The organism is Bartonella sp. B10, from assembly GCF_053794435.1.
This window is the reverse complement of sequence record NZ_CP200030.1, coordinates 872,705-891,989: the sequence shown is the minus strand read 5'-3', so window position 1 is coordinate 891,989 and position 19,285 is coordinate 872,705. Positions and strand designations below refer to the sequence as shown.

The following is a 19,285-nucleotide window of genomic DNA, read 5'->3' as shown; positions in this document are numbered from 1 at the left end:
TTTTTCTCACCAACCATTTTTATAGCTAAAGAAAGTCTAAACTTTTAGACTTAAAAGCACAATATTCATCAAAAATATTTGTTACAGCATATTTCTAAAACAATCGAAATTTCTTTTTTGAAAAAGATACATCCCCTTCATTTTGTTGAATTCCTGGATCATCAACATTTAAGTACGTTTGGTTAGATACCTGTGTATCTTTTTTCCTTATATGAGTGTGATTTAGATCATCCTTTATGGGTAGCAATTTGTCTTCACTAAAAGAATTTTTTTTCACGGTATCTTTTTTGTCTTCTGTATCATCTTGTTTCAATGCAATACTATCAGCTTCTAATGTCAAGGGAGGTTTGCTGGGGGGCACCTTCCATTCGAAACAGCCCAAGCGTCCACTGATTGGAGAAACTGCTGACCAAGAAGAAAAAACAGTATCATCACACATCCATACTGGATCACGTTCAGCATGCAAAGCTAGAGAAAGCCATTGACGCGCCTTCACTTGATTATTTCCCTGTGCTTCTTCAATATCTGCCAGCAATAAGTAAACGCTCTCCCGCGGATGATATTGAAGCGCTTTCTGTGCATATTTTCTTGCTAATGTTACTTCACCCGCATCTAGAGCAGCTTTAGCGATTAAAAAAGCAGATTCAAATGTATCTTTATTATAAGCAGCTAGTGTCTTAGCCTTTTTCAGCTTACCCACTGCTCCTTTTTCTCTTTCAAGATAAAGCGCTCCCAAATCAGGATGAGGATTTTTCTGCCAAGCTGCAATAATCATTTTATCAGCTTTACGCGTTTCATTTAATTTATAAAGAATATCAGCAGCAATAGCTGTTATTGGTATAGAATCAAGCGATAATTCAAGTGCTAATTTATGTGCTTTTAAAATTGCTGTCCGTGCTGCCATAGGGTGCGTCTCAAACAGATGAAGTGCCTGCCCACTTAACAACAGAGCCTGTATATGACGACGCTCCACAGTTGAACGAACAGAGCGTGGTAAAGCGTTTTGCGCCCGTTCAAAAACATAAAGTGCTTCGTCCCAGCGTTCGCTAGCACTAAGATGATCAAGCACAACTTGATTAGCCCATGACAGCGCAGGCGATAACATTAATGCTTCTTCCGCATATTGCTGCGCCGCATCATAAGCTTTGGTATTCATAGCTTCACGAAATAAACCATAAAGTCCAGCTAGTCTTGTTGATGCTTCTTTCCTCATCTCTTCATAAAGAGCAATGGCACATGCAGAATTATTTTGTAAAGATAGTGTCTGAGCTTGGAAAAGTTTTACTAACGGCTCATGATGACCCGTAAGATATTTTACAACACGTTCCTCCATCTTTTTTGCTGAGATACTATCACCGGCAAAAACTGCAAGAATCCCCTGTGAAAGAGCTTCATAACCACGCTTTTGGTGGCGTTTATAAAAATAATTGGATATGGCACTAGGTATGGAAAAAACAATATAGACGAGCCACCATAAAAACGCCAACGCTCCGCAGAGAAAAATCAGTATAATTAAAACTGTCAGCAATGAAGTAGAAAACCGCAAATGCAAAAATGTTATCACAAAAATACTATTGTGATTAGCAATCCACCCAAAGGCGATACCAAGAACACATACAACAAAAGTATAAACGAAAATACGTATCATCTTGAGCCTATTTACATCTTTGTCTTTGTCGCCTCAATGGATCCTTGTTGTATAGATACCAATAGCTGATGAAGGAGATGACGAATAGAAATGTATGTTTCAAGTTGATGAACAAAATTCACCGAAATATCTTTTGCCCTTTGTGGTAATGTTTGCCACTCGGCTAAAGCCTTCTCATAGTCACCCATTTTAATCGCAATTTCCATCCGTGCTGCAATCGCCCCTAGTGTCATACCCTCTACATTTCCAACTGGCCGCGAAATAATAAGGCCTTTTATCGATGCTAAAATCCGCTCAAAAAAACCAGCATCTTCTGCAACAACATTTTGCGTACCAACTATGGCATCCGCAACATGAGCAAAATCAACAGAAAATTGAGCTGGACTTGGAAAACCTGTAGCAGCTGTTTTTTGTAACATCTCAAGCCCATCAATCGAAGGGGATAATTGCTGTAATAATTTTAATTCATTGATATAAGAACCGCCACGTTCCACAGCATTTTTCAACGAACTAACTGCTACAAACAGCGCAGTATTTATTTCTTCTTTTTCATTGCTTTTAGTTGCAACTTTCCCCTGCATAATCTCTAACTGCTGCTTTAATACGGAAATATCTTGTGCATTGCTCTGTCCAACAAACAAAGCCATTTTCATATCTTTTGATACTTCAACCAAAGTTTTTACATACTGTTCAAGATCATCCACTTTTTTTTCTAAAGTCTCAAAAATTTTTCTGCTTTGTTCCTGAGTTGTTTCATCGCTTTGAATAATTTCAACGCGTTGTGATGAAAAAGAAGAAAATTCTGCCTTCAATGCATCAATTTCCTGAAGAACATGCTCTAATTGTCTCACAGTTTCTTCTGCCTGATTTTTTGCATTTGCAGCAATCTGTAAAGTTTCCTTCCCTCCAGAAAGATTATCCGGAAAAAAAGAAGGAAAGAATCCTATCCAAAAACCAATAGCAATAAGGCCACCAACAATTCCTGAAATTAGCGAAAAAAGCCAAGACACATATTTATTATGCGTACTTTGTTTATTCTGTTCCTCTATTGCAATAGTATCCGACTTTGCTGAATCTTGTGTTTCTGTCGCCGAACTATGGCTCAAAGCCTCATGCTCAATCACAGTTTTTTTACGGCGAACACCAGTATAATGCGGTTTAGCTTTTTGTTTTGAAAAATCTGCCATATTTACCACGTTTTTTATATCTCTTTAATTGAAGATAAAATAACAAAATGAAAAAACCTTTAAAAATTAAATAGTTCTTGCCCAACACCTCTTATTCTATTATTCTGCACTCTTATCACTAAGAAGATATACTCGGCAGAAATTTTCAACACTTTATTCTCTTCGAATTCACTTGTAATTTTATCTTTTAGCAAAGATAAACTAATTTTTGAAAACACATCAGTACTCTATACTGAAAAATATATCTTAATTTTTAATCAACACAGCATTTATATTAAAAGTAAAAGCTAAAATTTATTTTTTATATAGAAATCAATTTGAAGAGAAGTCCTTTGTATCTTTTCTTGTTCGTGATACCCACACATGAAAGAATCTTTTAACATATAGGTTTTATCTGAAATGCTCCTGTTAGGAATAGAAACAAGTTGCGATGAAACTGCCGCTGCAGTAATCAAACACAATAATCAAGGAAATAGCCAAATTCTTTCCAATATTGTTTGGAGCCAGATTGATCATCATGCCCCTTACGGTGGTGTTGTTCCTGAAATTGCTGCTCGTGCCCATGTTGAAATTCTTGATAATTTGATCCTGCAAGCACTTGCAGAAGCCAATATAAAATTAAAAGATATTGATGCTATTGCAGTCACAAGTGGCCCTGGTTTGATAGGGGGACTTTTGGTAGGAGTTATGAGTGCAAAAGCTCTGTCTCTTGCTACTGGAAAACCTTTTATCGCCGTAAATCACCTAGAAGGACATGCTTTGACAGCTGTTCTAACACATAATGTCAATTTTCCCTATTTATTGCTGTTAGTTTCAGGCGGTCACACGCAAATAATCCTTGTTCACGGAGTAGGTAATTATCAGAGATTAGGAACCACTATTGATGACGCATTAGGGGAGGCTTTTGATAAAACTGCAAAGATTTTAGGGCTTTCTTACCCTGGTGGCCCAGCACTCGAAAAAGCAGCTCTATTGGGCAATAAAAATCGTATTCCTCTTCCGCGGCCTTTAAAAGGTGAAAAACGACTAGATTTTTCTTTTTCCGGCCTTAAAACCGCCGTTTGGAGAGCTGCAGCAGCTATGGCTCCTCTCACAGAGAGCGATGTCTCTGACATTGCAGCAAGCTTTCAAGAAGCAGTTATTGATACAGTTTACGATCGTATTTGTTTAGCTTTACAACACTTTACGCATCAATACCCCCTATCTGACTATCAAGGACGACGCCCTCCTGCTTTAGTTGTTGCAGGCGGAGTAGCCGCAAACCAAGCCATTCGATCTATGTTACAAAAACTTGCACATCAACACGGTTTTGAATTTATAGCTCCTCCACTTTCTTTATGTACCGATAATGCTGCAATGATCGCTTTTGCTGGTGCAGAACGAATCGTACGGGGAGAAACAAGCTCCTTTGATATTTCCCCTCGCTCACGCTGGCCATTAGATGAAAAAGCTACCCCTTTAATAGGAATGGGACGCCGTGGAATAAAAGCATAAAAATAAAATGATATCTGCATTATCCATGAACGACGAGATAAATCACAATGATTTTATACCTTGTTTATTGTTATTATCATTGTAACATTTAAGTTTTCAAAGACTAGCTATTCTACAATGTTTTTCCCAAATCAATGATAAAATATTTCAGCATGGCTGTTCAGAATAACATCAAAAGAATAGTTAAGCTACCTATATTAAGCGGTTTACTGTAAGATGACTCCTCTCCCTGCTTGCCAATATTTCGTGCTAGCAATGAACTAAATTCTCTAATGCAACATGTAAAAGATATGGTTACTCCTACACAACAATTTTATTATTTCCAAAAAAACAGATCAATTATGAGAAATCTTTATACCATTGTAAATCAAAAATCATTCTTGATAGTGCTATACAAATGCACCTAGTAAGCATAGCTTGTGAAGACAACACAATCTACTAAAAGGAGAATTTATGGCTTATTGGCTTTTTAAATCTGAACCCAATAAATGGTCATGGAATATGCAAAAGCAAAAAGGAACCAACGGAGAACAATGGGACGGTGTACGCAACTATCAAGCACGCAACAATATGCGCGCCATGAAATATGGTGATAAAGGTTTCTTTTATCACTCAAATAAAGGATTAGAAATCGTAGGAATTGTAGAAGTATGTGCCGAAGCACACCCAGATTCTACAACAACTGATCCACGCTGGGAATGTGTAGATATCCGTGCCCTCTGCGATATGCCAATCCCTGTTTCATTACAGCAGATTAAAGCCAATCCAAAGCTGAAAAATATGGTACTAATCAAAGCTAGTCGCTTATCAGTTCAACCTGTCACAGAGGATGAGTGGAAAGAAATCTGCTTAATGGGTTCCCTTAAGTAATAAAAAACTTAAAACTTGTCTTTTGCAGTGCTGTTAGTGCAATTCTATGACTACTTATGACAACATGAGAGAGATGAAGAACAATTTTTACATTTGTTTACATATTAAGCTTGGGTAAAAACACCGCATTGCTTAATATAGCAATGAAATTTTCCTAACAAAAAAGGAAAAAAATCTTTTAAATACATAATACGACTAAACCAATGATAAAATCATAACCTATGAGACACTGCTAAAGTTAAAATGGCAGTAATGAAACTAATATGATAAAGTGCTTTCACGCGCTTGTGGTGACAATGCAGGAATAAAAATACGCCGCGACTGTCGTGGTTGTACGAGTAAACCCTGATAAACGCGTTTCTGAGCCTGACACATTAAGAGCCCACCAAAATAGGGTAAAAGGTAGCGTGCAAACGGCTCATAAAAAAATGAGAATAACCGTGAAACATATCCCGATGAAGGAGTGTAGTGTACGACTTCTTGCACTGGTCCAGAGATAAAATTTGTTTTTTCAAATAAACGAGTGATTTGTTGTCTACTATAAGGTTCACCATATCCAAATGGTGTACAACCGTTACGTGCCCAAAAACTAGAGCGATTAGGAACAACAACAATCAAATGACCATTAGGGACTAAAACACGCCATATTTCATTCAGCGTTTCCAATGAATTCTCTGTATACTCAAGTGCATGTACCAATAAAATACAATCAATCGAAGCATCAGGAAGAGGCAAATCTTCTTCAAAAACAAGTACTGTAGCAACCTCATCTGCACAAGGCCAAGGCAAAGCACCTTGACAAGCAGGCATAAAAGCAAAACATTGTTGTGCACGTTGACGTAAAATAGAAAGATAAGGAAGTGTATAACCAAGACCCATTATTCGTTTACCAGTAAGATCTGGCCAATACAAATTTAATTGATTACACAGCGTCTCCTGTACACGCATACCAAGTGTAGAAGCATAAAAATCTCTAAGTGTAACTATATCCAATTCAACATACCATGCAAAGACAAATTCCAGATATCACAAATCTTCATATACCTAACTTATATGGATTTCCGCATTTTTTTCGCAATGAAAAAAACGCATATATCCCATATTTTGAACACAAATGATAAAAAATAATGCAAAACACTTCTATAGTAGCTTTACAAGCACTTTGAGTATGTCTCATATTCATACCTTACATTCCAAAAGGATGTCTAATGCATTTTTTCTAGTATCAACGAAGAAAAACGCCAAGCAACTAATGAAAATAAAGTAATCTTTCAAGATAGTTTTTTTCTACTTCTGGAATATTTTCTTTACTAAGGCGTTTGCGAATTTCTTCCAAAATTTGTCGTGCGCGCATTTGATCATTTTCCCGTGGCATTGACATACCTTCTTGTTCTTGATCGGTTTTTGAAGAAAGCGGACGCCCTAATGGATCATGACGACTAGGAATAGGATTTTTATTGTCTTGCGTATTTTGAAACACTTCACGCATTTTGTTAAAAACATCTTGTGCCCCTTGCCTTAAAGATTCTAGAGCATCTAATTGATTTTGTATAGACATTTTATGATTTCCAAAATCAAGAGCAACTCCTGCAGAATTCATTTTTTCTTCTGCCTCTTGCAACATATCATTGTGCTCATAACCCTGTGCAGATAATTCTTTTTCCAAAAGTGATAACTCAGATTGCAACTCAGTTTGACGTTTTTTTAAAGATTCGCTTTGTTTTTTTAAAATATTCTCCCCGCGTTGTTGTTTCATTTCCAACTGGTGTGTCTCATTAAGAATTTCTTGCTGACGACGCATCAAATCACTAAGCTGATCAACCTTTTCTTTCATCTGCCCTGTTTGACTATTCATTTTTTCTTCACTTGGATGACCTTTGTTAATCTGCAAGTGATCTAGAATCTGTTCAACTTCAGCCAACATCTGTTCAGCTGCAGAAGAAGAACCCATTTTAGCCATTTCTTCAATCAAATTCAGCTTTTTCTGTAATGTATCTTCAGAAAGATTAGGGCTATTAGAAGTATTATTTGCTTGTGCTTTTTCGGCTAAAGCATGAATATAATTATTCATAGCTTGGCGTAAATTGTCCATAAGTCTTTCAATTTCTTTATATGGAGCACCATAGCGCAACGCATCACGTAAAGCAGCTTGAGCTTGTTTTAATTCTTTTTGAACGGAATCAAGCTGATCACCTTCAATACTTAAAGCAATCTGCCATAAATAATCGACAACATCGCGCAACTGATCTTCTGTTTCTGCAATAAAAAGTCTTGTCCACGCACTTTGTAAAACAAGAAAATGTATTGCATTTTGAAGACCATCTTCTGGACGCACAAGCAAAGCAGAAAGCATATCAAGTACACGCTTTTGCGCAGAAGCATCAAGAGCCAATAAACGACGCAATTCACTCACTGCACGAGCAACAGGATTTGAAAAAATACGCTGCGGTAATGTCATCACAAAAGTTTTGCTACGACCTTTTTGCCCAGCACCATCCTCTGCTATTAAAGTAATTTTAACTTCTGAACCAGCCCATGGATGGCCTGATACATCTTGTACCATCCGCATTTTACCTTTTCCACCACGTGCCAAAAGAAGCTGTATTTCAGGTGCCTTATAAAGAGCAGCGGCATTTTTGTACTGGTTGAGAAGAGGCTCTATTTCAACAAAAGCCTTTGTAACTCCATAATCGTCATCCATCTCATACTGCAACTCTAACGCACCAGATAAAATACGTCCTGGTTTGTTCAACCAACGAATTGTAGGAAAGCGATCTTTAATCATTTGCAAATGCCACTGCTGCCGTTTATAGCGCGATGATATGAACAAATTCATTGAACGTTCTAAACGCGTTTCAAAATGCACGATTGAATCATTCAAATCTGTTGTCTCACTTTTCTTAGAAAATAAAACTTCATGCGTATTCTCTTCAGATATCCCTTTGACCGTAACACCTGCACCATTGATAACACGCACAACTACATCACTTCCTTCAGGAACTGCAAACTGCATTGCATCACCTTGTGTTAAATAAATGGGTGCAACACCAGTATAAGCAGGTGGTGTTACCCAAGCATCAATCCGTATTGATGTTTCATCAACCATAGGACTCAGATTAAACGCATCTGTTAACCGCCCACCCATAGAGCCAAAAGAAAAACTAAAAGCACACACACAAAGCAAAACAAATAGAGCTCTAAGCGCCATAGGATCATGAGTAGCACTACTAGGATAGACAAATTTGATCTTCAAATGCCGCAATTTCTGTGCCATCCGGCGCTGATGTTCATGCCAAACAGCTGCATAAAAACCTTCATCATCGTGACAACATAAACGATCCTTTTGAACACTTAGAGGCTGATTTTTAAGACCATTTACCTCTTCAATATGATGATCAATATCTTTAATCGTAGGAAAGCGAAAACCAGAAAGAAAGAACAAACTTCCTAGAGCAGCAAAAAACACAAGCCCAAGCAACAACAAATGTAACCAATAGCTGAGAATACCAAAAATACCAAACCAACTTAGCGAACAAAAAAGACTGAGAACCATAAAAAAAGGCAGCAGCCGTAACCATATCCTCTCAAAAGATAAGATACACCAAGCCAAAATGCGCATACAAAAAAGCTTTACTATTACAAAACTTGTTATGTTGTCATTTCTCATAGACAAGCATTTGTCCTTCTTTATAGAGGTAAGCGAAAATCACAAAACATAATATAAAACAATTTTTATAAAAAAATTTACCGCAATGAATTTTAATAAATACATTGTACTCAACCACTCTCAATCCAATCTGGAATATGATCTAAGCCAATCAATTGTTCATAATTAGAACGCGGACGAATAACTGCATAACGTGAATTTTGAACCAAAACTTCCGGTACCAAAAGCCGACTATTATAAGCACTCGCCATCACCGCACCATAAGCACCCGCTTCTGTAATTGCCAAAAGATCACCTGCTTCCACTACTGGCAAAAAACGATTCAAACCTAAATAATCACCGGTTTCACAAACAGGACCAACAACATCTACACTGATTAACGGAGCACCCTCTGGAGTTTTCTTTACAGGTATGATATTTTGATACGCATCATAAAGTGTTGGGCGAATAAAGTCATTCATTGCTGCATCAACAATAACAAAATTCCGCTCCTTTCCTCTTTTCAAATATATAACAGATGTCACCAACACACCAGATTCACCAACAATACTGCGCCCAGGTTCTACAATAATATTAACTCCTAAGGGCTCAATATATTTCTTTACCAATGCAGCATAATCAAAAGGTGATGGCACATGATATTTCCCATAGTGATAAGGAATACCAAGACCACCTCCAATATCAACATGAGTTATCGCATAACCATCATTCCACAACTGACGCACAAAATCTGAGACAATAAGAAATGCATCTTCAAATGGCTTTAAATCACAAATTTGACTACCAATATGCATATCAATACCACAGACATGAAGACCAGGTAATTGCGCCGCTTTTTTATACGCATCTCCTGCCGAAGATAATGGAATACCAAATTTATTCTCAGACTTACCTGTTGTAATTTTTTTATGGGTCTTTGCATCTACATTCGGATTAATACGCAAGGAAACATGTGCTATTTTTGAAAGTGCAACGGCACGTGCCGACAATTGTTCAAGTTCTGGTTCTGATTCAACATTAAAACAATAAATATCGTGCGCAAGAGCAAAATCTATCTCTGCAACCATTTTGCCCACACCAGAATAAACAATACGATTAGCAGGAATACCAGCAGCAAGCGCACGCCGTAATTCACCCTCTGAGACTACATCAGCACCTGCTCCATTGTTTGCTAAAATCCGTAAAACTGCCTGATTAGAATTAGCCTTAACTGCGTAAGCAATCAAACTCGGCATATCTCGAAATGCATTCTGATAATCCTTAAAACGTGTAATAAGCGCATTGGCTGAATAACAGTAAAAAGGTGTTTTAACATCCCGCGCAATTTCCAAAAGCGAAAGATCTTCAACGTAGAAAACATCCTGATGATAAGAAAAAAAATGCATAAAAATCCTTATTGTATCAACCAGTCGAGAATAAAAGGCTTATCTACTTTATTTTGAGAAATAAATGTTCCTTGCGAAGAATCAACTTCTGTTAAAGGAGGCAATTCTAAAGACCCTTTACGCCCACATCCAATAATAATAGTACTCACTAAAAGGACAATTTTTAAGTTCTTTAAAATGACCTTCATACGCCCTTTCCCTTCCTATTAATGTTTCTCTGTACCTTTTTGGCATTTGCAATAAAATCACTCAAGCAGTAACAAGGCGTTTTTTCCAATAGGCAATTTGATAAAGCACTTCTGAAGGTGCGGTACCCCCAAAACTTTTGCGACTTTTCACTGATTTTTCGACTGTTAAAACATCAAAAAGTGCCTCAGTAATATCTGGGCATATTTCTTGAAGCTCGACCAACAACAAATCACTCAGAGCACATTGTTTTTTTTCTGCCAATGCCACAGCACGCCCAGTAATATGATGTGCTTCACGGAAAGGAAGTCCCAATTCACGCACAAGCCAATCAGCAAAATCAGTTGCGGTTGCATAACCAGAATCAGCTGCTTGTTTCATAGTTTCTTTATTGACTTCAAGATCACCAATCATCCCTGTCATGGCAGCTAATGATAATTCTAAACTCAAAGCTCCATCGAACACATATTCTTTATCTTCTTGCATATCTTTTGAATATGCAAGGGGTAACCCTTTCATCACCGTTAACAATCCAATCAATGCCCCATTTAATCGTCCCATTTTGGCACGAACAAGTTCCGCAGCATCGGGATTTCTCTTTTGTGGCATAATAGATGAGCCAGTTGAGAACGCATCTGATAAACGAATAAAATCAAATTGTACACTCGACCAAAGAACAATTTCTTCCGCTAAACGTGAAAGATGTAGTGCACAAAGTGCACAAGCACTCAAAAATTCCAATGCAAAATCACGATCTGAAACACTATCAATCGAATTACGTGTTGGTTCTCGAAAACCCAGTGCTTTTGCTGTCATAAAACGATCAATCGGAAAGCTTGTTCCTGCTAAAGCTACGGCTCCTAAAGGCGATTCATTCATCCGCTCAACTGCATCACGCATCCGAGATAAATCTCGACCAAACATTTCAACATAAGCCATCATATGATGGCCAAAAGTAACTGGTTGTGCAGTTTGTAAATGTGTAAAGCCTGGCATAAAAGTATCAGCATGTTGTTCGGCTTGAATAAGCAATTGTTCTATCAATCCTTTCAAAGATTGTGCTATTTTTTGCGTTGCTTCGCGCACCCATAAACGAAAATCAACAGCAACTTGATCATTACGCGAACGCGCCGTATGTAAACGCCCTGCAGCAGAACCAATCAATTCACTTAGCCGCGCTTCAATATTCATATGAATATCTTCAAGCTTTCGCGAAAAAGTGAATGTGCCATCTTCAATTTCTTGACGAATAAGTTTCAAACCATAGATAATTTTTTCATAATCTTGTTGTGAAATTATCTTTGTTTGCGCTAACATCGCTGCATGAGAAAGTGAACCTTCAATATCTTGCCGATAAAGTTTTTGATCAAAATCAATTGAGGCGTTAATTTCTTCCATAATTGCAACAGGTTCTGCTGTAAACCTGCCGCCCCACATTTGATTTTTTAATTTTTTATCTGTCATATGCAACAGTACCTACTAAAAGGACAAAACTATGATTCCTCACATTTTGACCAACTCTAAAAATAATACTAGAAAAGTACAGCCTCTCATTGCTTCTTTTATCATTGCCTTAAGTTTATGCGCAATAGCAAACAATCATAATAAAAAATGGTCTTTCTTTTCCAGTTTCATTTCAACAGCACAAGCACAAGAAACGAACACCAACAAAACACGATCAGAAAAAATGACAGTAATAAAGAAAGCAGCCAAAGGCTTCTTCACTTATACTCGTTTTGCTGATATCCCCTATAATATGAACCATCTTTCTTTCAAAGATGCCTATGAAAAAGAACATAAACTCAGCGAATTCAATGGTAAAATAATTCTCATCAATTTGTGGGCCATTTGGTGTGCACCATGTCGTGCAGAAATGCCAGAATTAGCACAATTAAAACGTGAAATGGGAGGAGATACTTTTGATGTAATAGCTATTAACATTGATAAGATGGCTTCTACCGAAAAAATTCAGCAATTTTTACACAATATTCATGCAGATAATTTGGTCTACTACCGTGATAACACGATGGATATTTTTAAGAACATGAAAAGACAAGGACTGGCTCTAGGATTGCCAATAACATTTTTGATCGATAAAAATGGCGATCTCATTGCTTCCTTCAATGGTGCTGCTCCATGGGCTAATGACGATGCAAAAGCTCTTATAAAAGCGATTATTGAAGAAAATCAATAGCTTGTACTTTCACATTTTGAAACACTATATGCTTACCAATAGAGAAACAGAAAGGCCGCCATAACAGAGAAGGCGAAACCTATTTACATGGTTTTATTTTCATAAATTTTTTGTTAGACTACATACCACCAACAATTGAAAGATTAAGCTTGAATTAAAAATATGATCCGCTGGTAGAAAATAGTCCCCTATAGCTCTTATAACTCCTGTAATTTAAGATATATCACTGATGATAATAGCATCAACAATGAAAAATAAAGTGATAGAGGTTCTCTGTATTTATTCCTTAATTTGCAATAAATAAAAAACCTTTCATGCATCTACGCATTACAAACGATTGTGATAAAATATAATCGCCGCATTTATTTCACCTCCAAAAATAAAAATCGCACCCAACATATAAAGAAAAATAATGGCAACCATGATAGAAGCTAATCCCGCATAAGTGGAAACATAGTTAAACATTGACAAATATTGAGAAAAAGTGACCGAAGCCAAAAACCAAATAAACATTGTCACGACAATTCCTGGCAAAATATCTATAAATCTCCGATGTCCTGCAGGTAGCCATTTATGAACAATAAAAAGGCCTATAAATAAAACAATCATAGCAAGCACATAACGCCATAGAAAGATCATACCAATGTATTCAGTCATGAAAAAAGAATGATGTTGCATAATTCTAATCAGCAAGGGTGCCAAAACCAATAAAAAGCTGATCACAGCAAAACCCATCGCCCCAATGATTACAAAAAGCAAACTTTGAAAACGACAGAAAAACAAACTACGATTATCAACAACGCGATAAGCATGATTGAGAGCTGTCCGTAAAGCTTCTACTCCATTGGAAGCAAAATAAGCCGCTCCAACAACAGACAACGTTAATATCCCCCCACGCTGAATAGTTAAAACATTGATAATTTCCTGAGATAAAGGCTCTGCAATCGCAGCCGGCAATAATTGCATAAACGATTCAACCTTTTGTGGTGTGTACGTAAAAACTCCTAAAAAACCAGCAAGAGATGTTCCAAAAATAACGAAGGGAAAAAATGACAAAAGCCCAGAAAGTGCGACATGACTCGCGAAAACATTTCCATGTCCACGAAAATAATGACTCGTCGCATCCACAAAAATGTGATAACTGTATCTAAATATGTTTCCTATCAAAATTGAATACTTTCATATAACATATTTATTTAGATTACTCGTATTTTATAAAATATTATTTATGCTAGATAAATAAAGAGCTTGCTGTACAAAATAAAGGTAAAGCGCATTCACAAATAAGCTCTATTCTTTATCTAATATTAGACAGGCGTAATAGCTTTTATGTATTTTCTTTAAGAACTGCATAGCGTCCAAAATCAGGCGCATCAATTTCCTGCCCAGCAGCAATAATACTGCGTCGAACCGCGCGCGCGCGCGTAAAAAAATTAAATAAAGTTTCTCCATCTCCATGGAGGATAGCTCGTTCTAGAGATGCAAGACCTTCATTAAAACGATTCAACATTTCCAAAATAGCATCTTTATTGTGCAAACAAATATCCCGCCACATAACAGGATCAGAAGATGCTAAACGGGTAAAATCACGAAAGCCTGAAGCTGAATAAGCAATCACCTCTGAATTAGTTACCTTTTCCAAATCACTCGCCGTCTCAACAATATTGTACGCAATCAAATGAGGCAAATGTGAAACTATAGCCAAAACCAGATCATGATGCTTCGGATCCATTTTCTCAACACGTGCACCACAGGCCTCCCAAAAAGCAGTCAATTTTGCCACAGCCGTTGCATCATTCTCTGCAAAAGGGGTTAAAATACACCAGCGGTTCAGAAACAAATCAGAAAACCCAGCATCTGGTCCAGAATATTCAGTTCCAGCAATTGGATGCCCTGGGATAAAATGAACCGATTTTGGCAATAAAGAAGCCATTTCTGCAATAACTAAAGCCTTCGTAGAGCCAACATCACTCACAATTGCTCCAGACTTTAAATGATCACGAATGGTTTTCGCCACCTCTGCACTAGCTCCAACAGGAACAGAAATAATAACTAAATCTGCTTCTTCTACAGCTTGTGCATTATTGGTTGTATAAAAATCCCCAAGCTCTAATTCACTAGCTCTTTTTAGTGTTTCTGAACTACGCGTAGCGATCGAAATCTGATTCGCAAGATTTTCTTTTTTTATAATCCTAGCTAAAGAAGAACCAATTAAACCGATTCCAATCAGTGCTATTTTTTCAAACCGAATACGAAACATTTTTTACCTTTAAAAATCTTTTCAACAACAATAAGACCACGATTATTTCCTAATTCAGCCTACGCAAAAATTATAGGTCTTATCACAAGCAAGCTTATATAGATTAATGGGATTATCTCTTCACTTAAATCTTTCTAGAAATCGTAGATTAACACCAAGAAATATCTCGTGTCTGCAACAATTAGTACGATTTTTTTATAAAAATAATACGGTAATTCTACAATTACCCCATTTTTCTCGAATATTTGAACGACTACAATGGAACTTTCAATATTCTAATCCAAAACAACAGATGTGAACACAGCTGAATATTTTAAGAAGCCATTTGACGCTGCGCAATAATCGCTAGGCTCAACAAAACTTGACGAATGATCGATTCACCCAAAAGCGGACTTTTACGACTATCTAAAACTGCGTGTTGAATTTGTTCCATTGCATAAGAAATTTGTTCCATTCCCCAATATTTTAAAGCACGTTCAACTGTTTTTTTTCGTTGAAAAAAAATCGGTGGTTGCGCGTGAGAAATAGCTGCAAAAGCACTTTTACCTTCAACATCTATCTGATAACGTAAAAGCTGTAATTGCTGAAATTGCCTTTGCGCAGTATTCAAAATAAAAAAAAGTGTGCTTTGCATAGCTGCATGTCGACTAAAAAATGCCTCAAACCCTACCACATCTCCTAGTAAAACAGCATCAATTACCTGATCTTGAGAAAGCGCACTAACATCACCAACCACAGCTTTGACATCTTCAAGAGTAATATGTTTTTTTCCTAAGGTATAAAGACAAAGCTTTTCCAGTTCACCACGTGAAACAAGACGATCTCCTCCCAAATGATGTACCAACCACTTGCGTGCATCTAAAGAAACAGTCATATTAAAATGGCTTAGAACTGTATCAATTAACGTATCAAGAGAACGAATATCATCAGCAAAACAGGGTAAAGCTACCGCTGTCGATGCCGCTTCGATAGCATTACGAAGCTCTGTTCCCTTTTTTAGATCTCCTGCCTCAATTAAAATGAAACTTGTTTCTGCTGGTTGCTTAATTAAAGGCTTCAGCGCTGCAAGAAAGTTTTTTTGATTAGCGCCATTAAAAATCCATACCAAACGATCTTTACCAAAAAGTGATAAAGTATGCACCTCATCCCCTAATCGTGCAGGATCTTTATCAACCTCATCTGCATCCAAACGAACGGTTGAAAAAGGATCATCTACGGCTATCTTTGTCAATTTAATAAAACGCTGTACACGTTCGCGAACAAGACCACGATCAGAGCCATAAATAAGGACGATAGGAAAAGAACGTGAAAGACATGTTAAGAATTGATCAACTTCATGTGCTTTTTTCTGAACCAAAACATTAGCCTATCAAGAGTTCATCATTATCAAGTATTTCACCACGAACTTTTTGAAACATACCTATTAGATCACTCACATTCAACCCTTTACGTTCTTCTTGACGCACGTCTAAAATTACTTCTCCTCCATGCAACATAAGCGTGCGATCGCCATGATCAAGAGCTTGCCGCATCGAATGTGTAACCATAATAGTCGTTAATTTTTTCTCTTCAATAATTTTTTCGGTTAACTGCATCACAAAATCAGCCATTCCTGGATCCAATGCTGAAGTATGCTCATCAAGCAATAAAACATCTGCATGCGCTAAAGTAGCCATAATCAAACAAACTGCTTGACGTTGCCCACCTGATAAACTGTCCATTGGATTATGAATACACTCCTCAAGACCAAGACCTAATTGGGCAATTTTATCTCGGAAAAATAGCCGTTTTTCACGATTTAAAGCTGAACGCAAACCACGACGACTCCCACGAAGGGCTGCAAGAGCTAAATTTTCTTCAATTGTTAAAGAACCGCAACTTCCCAATAATGAATCTTGGAAAACACAAGCAACTTTCCCAGATCGCGTACTTATCGATTGTCGAGAAATATCTTGTCCATTGATGATCACTTTTCCTTTCGTAGGAAACAGTGCACCAGCTAAAATACTTAGCAAAGTTGATTTACCAGCACCATTTGAACCAATAATGGTAACAAAACTGCCTCGATCAATTTTAAGGTTAATATCAATTAATGCCTGCTTTTCTAAAGGCGTTTGAGGTTTAAAAGTAACCCCAACATGAGAAAACTCAATCATGTTTACGCCTCCCCAAATAGCGTGGCACAATAAGGGTTGCAACAACCAAAACTGCAGTAATCAATTGCAGATCCGTCGACGTATCAACACCAATTCCGCGTGCCTCAAACGCAAACTGAATTGCAACACGGTAAAAAACAGATCCAACAATACAGCTGATAATAATCCAAAAAATACTGCGCGTACGAAATAAAGTTTCACCAATAATAACAGCAGCTAACCCAAAAACAATCGTACCAGTTCCCCCCGTAATATCGGTAGCAATTGCTGTTTGAATATAAAGGGAGCCTCCCAGTGCAACGCATGCATTTGAAAGACCCATACCAAAATAAATCAACGCCGACGTGTGAACCCCCTGCGCAATAGCCATACGTGGATTGGCGCCCATTGCTCGCATAGCAAGACCCATTTCACTTTCCAAAAAGCGCCATACTAACAATGCTACAATAATCAACACAAAACCAATAAAAAGAGGACGTATAAATATATCAGGTAGACCTAATAGATTATAAAAAGGAGTGAGAGCCGTATCAGACAGTGCTAAATTGACATTAGATCCTCCCATAATCCCCATAACACGAAGATTAATCGTATAAAGCGCTGACATCGTTAAAATTGATGCCAAAAGATTTAAAATGCCAAAATGCAAATTCAGCAAAGCTGTTAATAAACCGGCTGCCATACCTGCACAAAAAGCGCATGCCATAGCTGTCCATGCATTAAAATCCAAAAGAATCAAAACACCACAGACACAAGCCCCAAGAAGAAATGAACCATCAACAGTTAAATCAGGAAAATCTAAAACACGAAATGATAAATAAACTCCAATAGCGACAAATGCATAAATCAAACCTAATTCTACAGCACCAGAAAATGCAAATACACTCACTCCAAAATCACCTTTTTTAAAAACTTCAGTACTTTGAATCTTGTCAATGGAAGCTTATGGAAGAATTTTTACTGCACGCTCAATAATTTCCTGTGGAATGACAATACCAGCTTTTTTAGCTACCTTCATATCAATTCCGATATCATGATTGGCTGCCTGCACCACATCAATATCTCCAGGCTTTTCACCCTTTAGAATACGCACAACCAACTTTCCAGTCTCAACCCCTACCTTATAAAAACTTACGCCCTGTGTCATAAAAGGCCCCCGTCCAATACTATTAGAATCAACTGCAAATAAGGGAGTATTTGTCTCTTGTGTAACTTTTGCAACTCCCTCTAAAACAGAAAGAATCGTATTATCACTAGGAACAAAAATGATATCCACCTTACCAATTAAAGCCCGAGTTGCCGCCTGCACATCAGAAGACTTAGGTGCGGATGAAGGAATAACTTCGATTCCCGCTTTATTCGCTTCATATTTAAGCACTTTAAGTGTCGAAACTGAATTAGCTTCAGAAGTATTATAAAGGTAACCAAGTTTTTTCAAATCTGGTTTAACTTCTTGCAAAAGTTTAAGGCTTTCTGCAACATCTATGCGATCAGCAACGCCTGTCACATTGCCGCTAGGCTTAGTAAGCGAAGGCACTATTTTCGCTCCGATAGGATCAGAAATCGCACCAAAAACAACAGGAATTGTTCTTGTTGCTGCGAATACTGTTTGTGCTGAAGGCGTACTAATTGCGACAATTACATCAGGTTTATCGCTAACAAACTTACGTGCAATTTGCGTTGCCGTAGAAATATTACCCTGCGCTGATAAAAAAATGAGCTCGAAATTTTCACTATCTTTATAGCCGTTTTCTGCAAGCACATCCTCCACCCCTTTGCGCACTGCATCTGCAGCAGGGTGTACCATAATCTGTGTAATGGCTACTTTAATTTTATCTGCGGCTGTCGCAAAACTACTCACTATAAAAATAGACGTAATAGCTACGCATAAGCTTATTGCTTTTAACACAATTACTCCCCTCCTCATTCATAAGCAATCGTTAAAGGGTAATCTATAAAAAAATACCTTTACAATCAATCTTTATTTCCACTGTGTTTAAGATTGAAAAAATAAATTCACGTTGAAATGTTATTTTTTTGTTGCAATTCTGCAAAGCCTACGCCATACAGACAACGTTTGAAGTGAAATACATTTCAGATATGTGAGCGGGTGTAGCTCAGGGGTAGAGCACAACCTTGCCAAGGTTGGGGTCGTGGGTTCGAATCCCATCGCCCGCTCCAAGGTTTGTACGAAATCCAGATGCATTGTAATCTGCGTAATCTGACTATGGCTCTTGT

16 protein-coding genes and 1 tRNA gene are annotated in these 19,285 nt (G+C 37.4%); 4 read left to right on the top strand and 13 right to left on the bottom strand.

Features of this window, described 5'->3' with window-relative positions; translation table 11 throughout:
* Window positions 1-94: 94 nt before the first annotated feature.
* Both V3565_RS03695 and V3565_RS03690 read right to left on the bottom strand, forming a co-directional pair.
* The gene (locus V3565_RS03695) at window positions 95-1,648 is read right to left on the bottom strand and encodes a heme biosynthesis HemY N-terminal domain-containing protein (protein ID WP_455477869.1); all 1,554 of its coding nucleotides are present in this window, start codon (window positions 1,646-1,648) and stop codon (window positions 95-97) included.
* An 11-nt stretch (window positions 1,649-1,659) separates the two neighbouring features.
* On the bottom strand, window positions 1,660-2,835 hold the full coding sequence (locus tag V3565_RS03690; protein ID WP_455477868.1) for a COG4223 family protein: 1,176 nt from the start codon (window positions 2,833-2,835) through the stop codon (window positions 1,660-1,662).
* Between the two features lie 399 nt (window positions 2,836-3,234).
* Here V3565_RS03690 and tsaD point away from each other — a divergent pair, with 399 nt between their 5' ends.
* Window positions 3,235-4,329, top strand: a complete 1,095-nt coding sequence (tsaD, locus tag V3565_RS03685) for a tRNA (adenosine(37)-N6)-threonylcarbamoyltransferase complex transferase subunit TsaD (protein WP_455477867.1) — start codon at window positions 3,235-3,237, stop codon at window positions 4,327-4,329.
* A 453-nt stretch (window positions 4,330-4,782) separates the two neighbouring features.
* Entirely contained in the window at window positions 4,783-5,199 is a 417-nt protein-coding gene (locus tag V3565_RS03680) for an EVE domain-containing protein (RefSeq protein WP_455477866.1), read from the top strand.
* A 258-nt stretch (window positions 5,200-5,457) separates the two neighbouring features.
* Here the strand turns inward: V3565_RS03680 and V3565_RS03675 are convergent, their stop codons facing one another.
* The 5 genes from V3565_RS03675 to argH form a co-directional block, all read right to left on the bottom strand.
* Window positions 5,458-6,192 carry a class I SAM-dependent methyltransferase gene (locus tag V3565_RS03675; protein WP_455477865.1) on the bottom strand — a complete coding sequence of 245 codons (735 nt, stop codon included), beginning with the start codon at window positions 6,190-6,192 and terminating at the stop codon, window positions 5,458-5,460.
* Window positions 6,193-6,448: 256 nt separating this feature from the next.
* Window positions 6,449-8,866, bottom strand: a complete 2,418-nt coding sequence (locus V3565_RS03670; RefSeq protein ID WP_455478861.1) for a TIGR02302 family protein — start codon at window positions 8,864-8,866, stop codon at window positions 6,449-6,451.
* A 110-nt stretch (window positions 8,867-8,976) separates the two neighbouring features.
* Entirely contained in the window at window positions 8,977-10,251 is a 1,275-nt protein-coding gene (gene lysA / locus V3565_RS03665) for a diaminopimelate decarboxylase (RefSeq protein WP_455477864.1), read from the bottom strand.
* Window positions 10,252-10,259: 8 nt separating this feature from the next.
* Window positions 10,260-10,439 (bottom strand): hypothetical protein, encoded by a 180-nt coding sequence (locus tag V3565_RS03660; RefSeq protein ID WP_455477863.1) that lies wholly within the window; start codon window positions 10,437-10,439, stop codon window positions 10,260-10,262.
* A 61-nt stretch (window positions 10,440-10,500) separates the two neighbouring features.
* The gene (argH, locus tag V3565_RS03655; protein WP_455477862.1) at window positions 10,501-11,901 is read right to left on the bottom strand and encodes an argininosuccinate lyase; all 1,401 of its coding nucleotides are present in this window, start codon (window positions 11,899-11,901) and stop codon (window positions 10,501-10,503) included.
* A gap of 31 nt (window positions 11,902-11,932) precedes the next feature.
* On the opposite strand from argH, the gene V3565_RS03650 reads away from it, so the two are divergent.
* On the top strand, window positions 11,933-12,631 hold the full coding sequence (locus tag V3565_RS03650) for a TlpA family protein disulfide reductase (RefSeq protein ID WP_455477861.1): 699 nt from the start codon (window positions 11,933-11,935) through the stop codon (window positions 12,629-12,631).
* Window positions 12,632-12,958: 327 nt separating this feature from the next.
* Here V3565_RS03650 and V3565_RS03645 read toward each other — a convergent pair whose 3' ends face one another.
* The 6 genes from V3565_RS03645 to V3565_RS03620 form a co-directional block, all read right to left on the bottom strand.
* Window positions 12,959-13,798, bottom strand: a complete 840-nt coding sequence (locus tag V3565_RS03645) for a YihY/virulence factor BrkB family protein (protein ID WP_455477860.1) — start codon at window positions 13,796-13,798, stop codon at window positions 12,959-12,961.
* 160 nt (window positions 13,799-13,958) lie between these two features.
* A complete protein-coding gene (locus V3565_RS03640; protein ID WP_455477859.1) occupies window positions 13,959-14,891 on the bottom strand; it encodes a prephenate/arogenate dehydrogenase family protein in 933 nt (310 codons plus the stop codon).
* A gap of 313 nt (window positions 14,892-15,204) precedes the next feature.
* Window positions 15,205-16,248 carry a DNA polymerase III subunit delta gene (gene holA / locus V3565_RS03635; protein WP_455477858.1) on the bottom strand — a complete coding sequence of 348 codons (1,044 nt, stop codon included), beginning with the start codon at window positions 16,246-16,248 and terminating at the stop codon, window positions 15,205-15,207.
* Between the two features lie 4 nt (window positions 16,249-16,252).
* Window positions 16,253-17,047 carry an ABC transporter ATP-binding protein gene (locus tag V3565_RS03630; protein WP_455477857.1) on the bottom strand — a complete coding sequence of 265 codons (795 nt, stop codon included), beginning with the start codon at window positions 17,045-17,047 and terminating at the stop codon, window positions 16,253-16,255.
* Window positions 17,040-17,936 carry an ABC transporter permease gene (locus V3565_RS03625; protein ID WP_455477856.1) on the bottom strand — a complete coding sequence of 299 codons (897 nt, stop codon included), beginning with the start codon at window positions 17,934-17,936 and terminating at the stop codon, window positions 17,040-17,042. The genes V3565_RS03630 and V3565_RS03625 overlap by 8 nt, the downstream gene beginning before the upstream one ends.
* A gap of 54 nt (window positions 17,937-17,990) precedes the next feature.
* Window positions 17,991-18,956: an ABC transporter substrate-binding protein gene (locus V3565_RS03620; RefSeq protein WP_455477855.1), complete on the bottom strand. Its 966-nt coding sequence runs from the start codon at window positions 18,954-18,956 to the stop codon at window positions 17,991-17,993.
* Between the two features lie 197 nt (window positions 18,957-19,153).
* Here V3565_RS03620 and V3565_RS03615 point away from each other — a divergent pair.
* Window positions 19,154-19,228: transfer RNA gene (locus tag V3565_RS03615), tRNA-Gly, on the top strand.
* Window positions 19,229-19,285: the final 57 nt, after the last annotated feature.

What these genes read in the sequence shown, in the direction of transcription:
- V3565_RS03670 (WP_455478861.1), bottom strand. Translation starts at nt 8,866, where the DNA reads ATGAGAAATGACAACATAACAAGTTTTGTAATAGTAAAGCTTTTTTGT.
- V3565_RS03680 (WP_455477866.1), top strand. Translation starts at nt 4,783, where the DNA reads ATGGCTTATTGGCTTTTTAAATCTGAACCCAATAAATGGTCATGGAAT.
- argH (WP_455477862.1), bottom strand. Translation starts at nt 11,901, where the DNA reads ATGACAGATAAAAAATTAAAAAATCAAATGTGGGGCGGCAGGTTTACA.
- tsaD (WP_455477867.1), top strand. Translation starts at nt 3,235, where the DNA reads ATGCTCCTGTTAGGAATAGAAACAAGTTGCGATGAAACTGCCGCTGCA.
- V3565_RS03630 (WP_455477857.1), bottom strand. Translation starts at nt 17,047, where the DNA reads ATGATTGAGTTTTCTCATGTTGGGGTTACTTTTAAACCTCAAACGCCT.
- V3565_RS03690 (WP_455477868.1), bottom strand. Translation starts at nt 2,835, where the DNA reads ATGGCAGATTTTTCAAAACAAAAAGCTAAACCGCATTATACTGGTGTT.
- V3565_RS03650 (WP_455477861.1), top strand. Translation starts at nt 11,933, where the DNA reads ATGATTCCTCACATTTTGACCAACTCTAAAAATAATACTAGAAAAGTA.
- V3565_RS03695 (WP_455477869.1), bottom strand. Translation starts at nt 1,648, where the DNA reads ATGATACGTATTTTCGTTTATACTTTTGTTGTATGTGTTCTTGGTATC.
- V3565_RS03660 (WP_455477863.1), bottom strand. Translation starts at nt 10,439, where the DNA reads ATGAAGGTCATTTTAAAGAACTTAAAAATTGTCCTTTTAGTGAGTACT.
- V3565_RS03640 (WP_455477859.1), bottom strand. Translation starts at nt 14,891, where the DNA reads ATGTTTCGTATTCGGTTTGAAAAAATAGCACTGATTGGAATCGGTTTA.
- lysA (WP_455477864.1), bottom strand. Translation starts at nt 10,251, where the DNA reads ATGCATTTTTTTTCTTATCATCAGGATGTTTTCTACGTTGAAGATCTT.